The sequence below is a fragment of the Cyanobacteriota bacterium genome, from assembly GCA_025054735.1.
Classification (GTDB): domain Bacteria; phylum Cyanobacteriota; class Cyanobacteriia; order SKYG9; family SKYG9; genus SKYG9.
Genome location: JANWZG010000357.1, coordinates 1 through 4220 on the forward strand (window position 1 = coordinate 1; position 4220 = coordinate 4220).

The window sequence follows — 4220 nt, forward strand, 5'->3', positions numbered from 1 at the left end:
AGCATGGCGATCAACTAAGCTCCAGTCAAACCAACTGATTTCGTTGTTTTGGCAATAGGCATTGTTATTGCCACGCTGCGATCGTCGTACCTCATCACCCATCAGTATCATAGGTGTTCCTTGAGACACGAACAAAATTGTCAGAAAGTTCTTAATCTGGCGTAATCTCAGGGCTTCAATCTTAGGGTCATCAGTGTCTCCTTCTACCCCACAGTTCCAACTCCAGTTACTATTGGCACCATCTCGATTCTCTTCACCGTTGGCCTCATTGTGCTTCTCGTTATAGGACACTACATCGTTGAGGGTAAAGCCATCATGGCAGGTGACAAAGTTAATGCTATGGTTGGGTTCGCGATCAGGCTGAGGATATAAATCGGGACTACCCATGATCCGGGCTGCTAGAGTACCTACCATACCGGGATCACCTTTGACAAAGCGGCGAATATCGTCCCGGTAAGGGCCATTCCATTCGGCAAATCGCTCACCAGCAAATGATCCCACTTGATAAAGTCCACCTGCATCCCAGGCTTCAGCAATGATTTTAGTGCCCGCTAGTACTGGGTCTGAATCAATCGCCCACAGCAGTGGCGGATTCTTTAAAGGCATTCCAGAGGAGTCTCGTGACAGGGCAGAGGCCAAGTCAAAGCGAAACCCATCCACGTGCATATCGGCAACCCAGTAGCGCAGGCAGTCTAGAATCAAGTGTGTAGCGATCGCATTCGTTTCAAAGGTATTACCGCAGCCGCTATAGTTACGGTAAAGGCTGGGATCATCTTCTAGCATGTAGTAATCTCGATTGCTTAACCCTCGAAACGATAGGGTCGGGCCTTCGGCATTGCCTTCGGCTGTATGGTTAAAGACCACATCAAGGATAACTTCAATGCCAGCATGGTGCATGGCTTTCACCATATCGCGAAACTCATCTAACACACCCAGGGGATCATGGCTGACGCTATAGCCTACGTGGGGCGCAAAGAAGGCGATCGTGCTGTAACCCCAGTAGTTGCAGAGACCGGGTGGAGCATCTTCTTCATCAAACTGGTGGATGGGCATGAGTTCGATCGCAGTCACCCCTAACTCTTGCAAGTAGGGAATTTTCTCCACCAGTCCAGCATAGGTGCCCCGCTTTTCAGGTGATACTCCGGAACTAGGATGACGAGTAAACCCGCCTACGTGCAGCTCATAAATGACTGTCTTGGCATAGGGAGTTTTGGGATGCTCATCATCTTCCCAATCGTAGGCACTGGGATCAACTACCACACTTCTCAGGGCTTTGGGGCAGTTGTCTCCCCGTTGTCTAGCGGCTTCTCGGCTGTAGTTTTTCCAGCCAGCAACGGCTCGTCCGTAGGGGTCAAGCAGCACTTTGCCACTGTCAAACCAGAGTCCCTGTTTTGGGTCATAGTCTCCATGGGCACGGTAGGCATACACTTGGCCAGCCTTAACTCCTGGCAGGAAAGCGTGCCAATAATGAAAAGTTTTATTGTGAGGCGGGGTTAGGGGAATGACGTAACTGGGATAGGGAGCATTCGCATCGTCAAAGAGCAGCAGCTCAATCATCGTAGCCCCTCTTGACAAGACACAGAAGTTAACGCCGTCAGGATAGACAGTTGCACCCAGGGGAAAACTCTGACCAGGAAGAACGGACAATGTCATAGTTTGGGGCAATTGAGAGAGAAAGACCCTAGTTATACTATCGTGTTTGTGCTACGAGCGTCGATCGCGCTCTAAATCGTCAAGCACTTTCTCGTAGTACCAAACTAGGTCACGATTGGGAAACTTTTGGCGGCTGTGCTCTAGCAACCGTTGAGCAATATCGCCATTGCCACCAAGCACGGTTAGCAATCGTCGATTCAAATCAGACAATCGTGAATGAGACCGCTTGGATACCTCAGGTGAGGAGGAGAGGGGTTTTTCTGGTACAACTGGTTGGCTAGGGAGTAGGCGAGATCGCTGTTGCCACAGCCGCTCTAACAGCCGCTCTAGTAGCTGCCAGCTAACGATCGGTGGCTTTTGGCGGCGCTCTCGCAGCCAATCAATCAACGAAGCAACACTAATCAGCAGCAATAGGACGATGAGGAGCAGTAGAAGAATGTCAACTGACATAGCCAACCTGTTAATTACAGCGCGCAGGCATAATAGCTACCTCGCATAGTTCACAGTAAGAGGCTCAACAGAATGCTAGGAACTCGCCTCCATGCTATCCGTACTTACTGAGTTCGTGCGATTATTCCTAGCATTCCCATAACAAGCCACAAATTTACGCTGTTGATGCCCTGCCATAGCACTCGAAAAGAAGGTTAGCACAATCGTATAGGCTCAGTCTTTCAACAAGCAGTATTTCACGTCTGTCACTCATTTCCTCTTACCACTTGCCCAGCCGTTATGGCCCATTGTCGCATCCACAGGGCAATTACCCCTAGATAGACTAGTCCAACTGCGCCTGCTAACGGGTTACGATCGATACCTGTAACCCATTGGGGAACGCCATCACTATAGGCAACAAGTGATCCTACATTGACTAGATAGTAGCCACCTACTAACCCAGCATGAAGTCCGATCGCCAACCCTAATGTTCCCCTAGCAGCACGCTTTGCCCACACCAATGCCATCCCCAACAGTACTAGCCCTAGAAACTGAGGAAGGGTCTTAAGAACTACGTCTAGCGGCTTAATGAAGTGTAGCAGGGCAAAAATGATGCTAGATGCATACAAGGATGCACTTGGGGCATAGTCCCGCTCCAGCTCATCTAGGAGCCATCCCCTAAACAACACCTCTTCAGCAAAACCAATCCCGCTAGCGACTAACAACCCCTCTACGGCTAACCGTGGCCAATCACCCTTGAGCTGCCAAGTTACCCAGCCAACCAAGCTCTGAACCGTGAACATGCTCAAAAGGCCCATAGATCCAATGACTAAACCCAGGAGCAAGTATCTGGAACTGCTGCCCGCCCAAACTAGGCCATACCGTCGGAGCATATGAGGCTCACCATACACCGCTCGTCCCCACCATTGAGCTAGGGCGAGGAACTCAACGTAAAGCAACAATAGTGGAAGAATACTTGCCCAGCGGGAGTCAAGTGTGTCATACAAACTCAACCCCAGTGGTGCCCAAACGATTACTAACAAGCCTACAAAAATCACTAGGCGGACGACCACTGGGTAGGTGGAAATTCTAGAAAACCGAGGGGTCATTCATCTGGCTCGATCGTGCTGGTCAACCCATGGTTCTTCAACGTCTCGCAGTAAAACTCAGCATGTTCTAGGGCACAGACAATGACCAGTGCAATACCGTTAGTGTGAGCCTCCATCATGATGTTAACTGCTTGGGGCTGGGTCAGGCTAGGCACAGTTTGCAGTAAAACTTGGACGACATACTCCATCGAGTTAAAGTCATCATTATGGAGTAGCACACGATAGCGAGGTGCTAACTTTCTAACCGTAGAAGGCTTCTGAATCGTTTCGACAGCCACAGTACGTTATCCCCTCCTTGCGATCGATTAGCTTCACTAAATTCAAAGAACATCTAAGTTGAAACTACGCAGATCACTGGCTTAAGTACCTCAATGTTCTCTTACTTTCATTCATACTACTTAATCTTTGCAGGTTGTTCAATAGCTCCAAACAATCTCGACTCTGCGATTCATAACTAGCCACTATTGATGAGGCATGATCAGGCAAACCATAGATTACCCGCAGCAAGAAGTTTTAATGTCAACTGATGCAGGTTCTCACTGGTATGAGCCTGCACGGGGCATGATGCCATAGGTCATCCTAGGTTTACGAATTTGCCCCCATCCTCTGAGCACTACTCCTAGCTTAGAGGAGACAGGACTCAAGGGTGAGGGCAGTACCGCTAGATTCCTAGCGTGAGGATATCGTTGCGGACAAATATGTATAAATGATCGTTTAGCGGAAGCTACCAGGGTTCAATCGGCGACCTCCACTATTCGTAGAAATACCACCCCTCAGTTGAGTACCTGTTCCGCCATCCCGCTGGTCAAGGAAGGGACGCAGGTTCAAGCTAGACGCGCCTATGCGAGATACTCCGGTCAATGTGCCGATGTTGATCAAGTCCCCTAGGGGATTATTGCCGCTGTCTACCAGAGTATTCACCCCTTGGGTTTGCTGACCACTATCTGCGATGGTTAGGTTTTGGAAGATGCGATCGCGAGTTTGGATGGGGTCTTGTCCAGGAGGCACTGTCAATACAATTCGGCAGGT

Annotated in this window: 5 protein-coding genes; all 5 read right to left on the bottom strand. The window is 49.6% G+C overall.

The window, feature by feature from the left end:
• Window positions 1–1653 (bottom strand): glycogen debranching protein GlgX (glgX, locus tag NZ772_14885; GenBank protein MCS6814838.1); only part of this gene is annotated, 1653 nt, incomplete at its 3' end.
• A gap of 51 nt (window positions 1654–1704) precedes the next feature.
• Window positions 1705–2103 carry a hypothetical protein gene (locus NZ772_14890; GenBank protein MCS6814839.1) on the bottom strand — a complete coding sequence of 133 codons (399 nt, stop codon included), beginning with the start codon at window positions 2101–2103 and terminating at the stop codon, window positions 1705–1707.
• A gap of 245 nt (window positions 2104–2348) precedes the next feature.
• Window positions 2349–3191: a CPBP family intramembrane metalloprotease gene (locus tag NZ772_14895; protein MCS6814840.1), complete on the bottom strand. Its 843-nt coding sequence runs from the start codon at window positions 3189–3191 to the stop codon at window positions 2349–2351.
• Window positions 3188–3469 (bottom strand): ATP-dependent Clp protease adapter ClpS, encoded by a 282-nt coding sequence (gene clpS / locus NZ772_14900; protein MCS6814841.1) that lies wholly within the window; start codon window positions 3467–3469, stop codon window positions 3188–3190. The genes NZ772_14895 and clpS overlap by 4 nt, the downstream gene beginning before the upstream one ends.
• A gap of 436 nt (window positions 3470–3905) precedes the next feature.
• Window positions 3906–4220 (bottom strand): COP23 domain-containing protein (locus NZ772_14905; protein MCS6814842.1); only part of this gene is annotated, 315 nt, incomplete at its 5' end.

Coding starts and splice junctions, on each gene's coding strand:
- NZ772_14890 (MCS6814839.1), bottom strand. CDS start 2,103: ATGTCAGTTGACATTCTTCTACTGCTCCTCATCGTCCTATTGCTGCTG.
- NZ772_14895 (MCS6814840.1), bottom strand. CDS start 3,191: ATGACCCCTCGGTTTTCTAGAATTTCCACCTACCCAGTGGTCGTCCGC.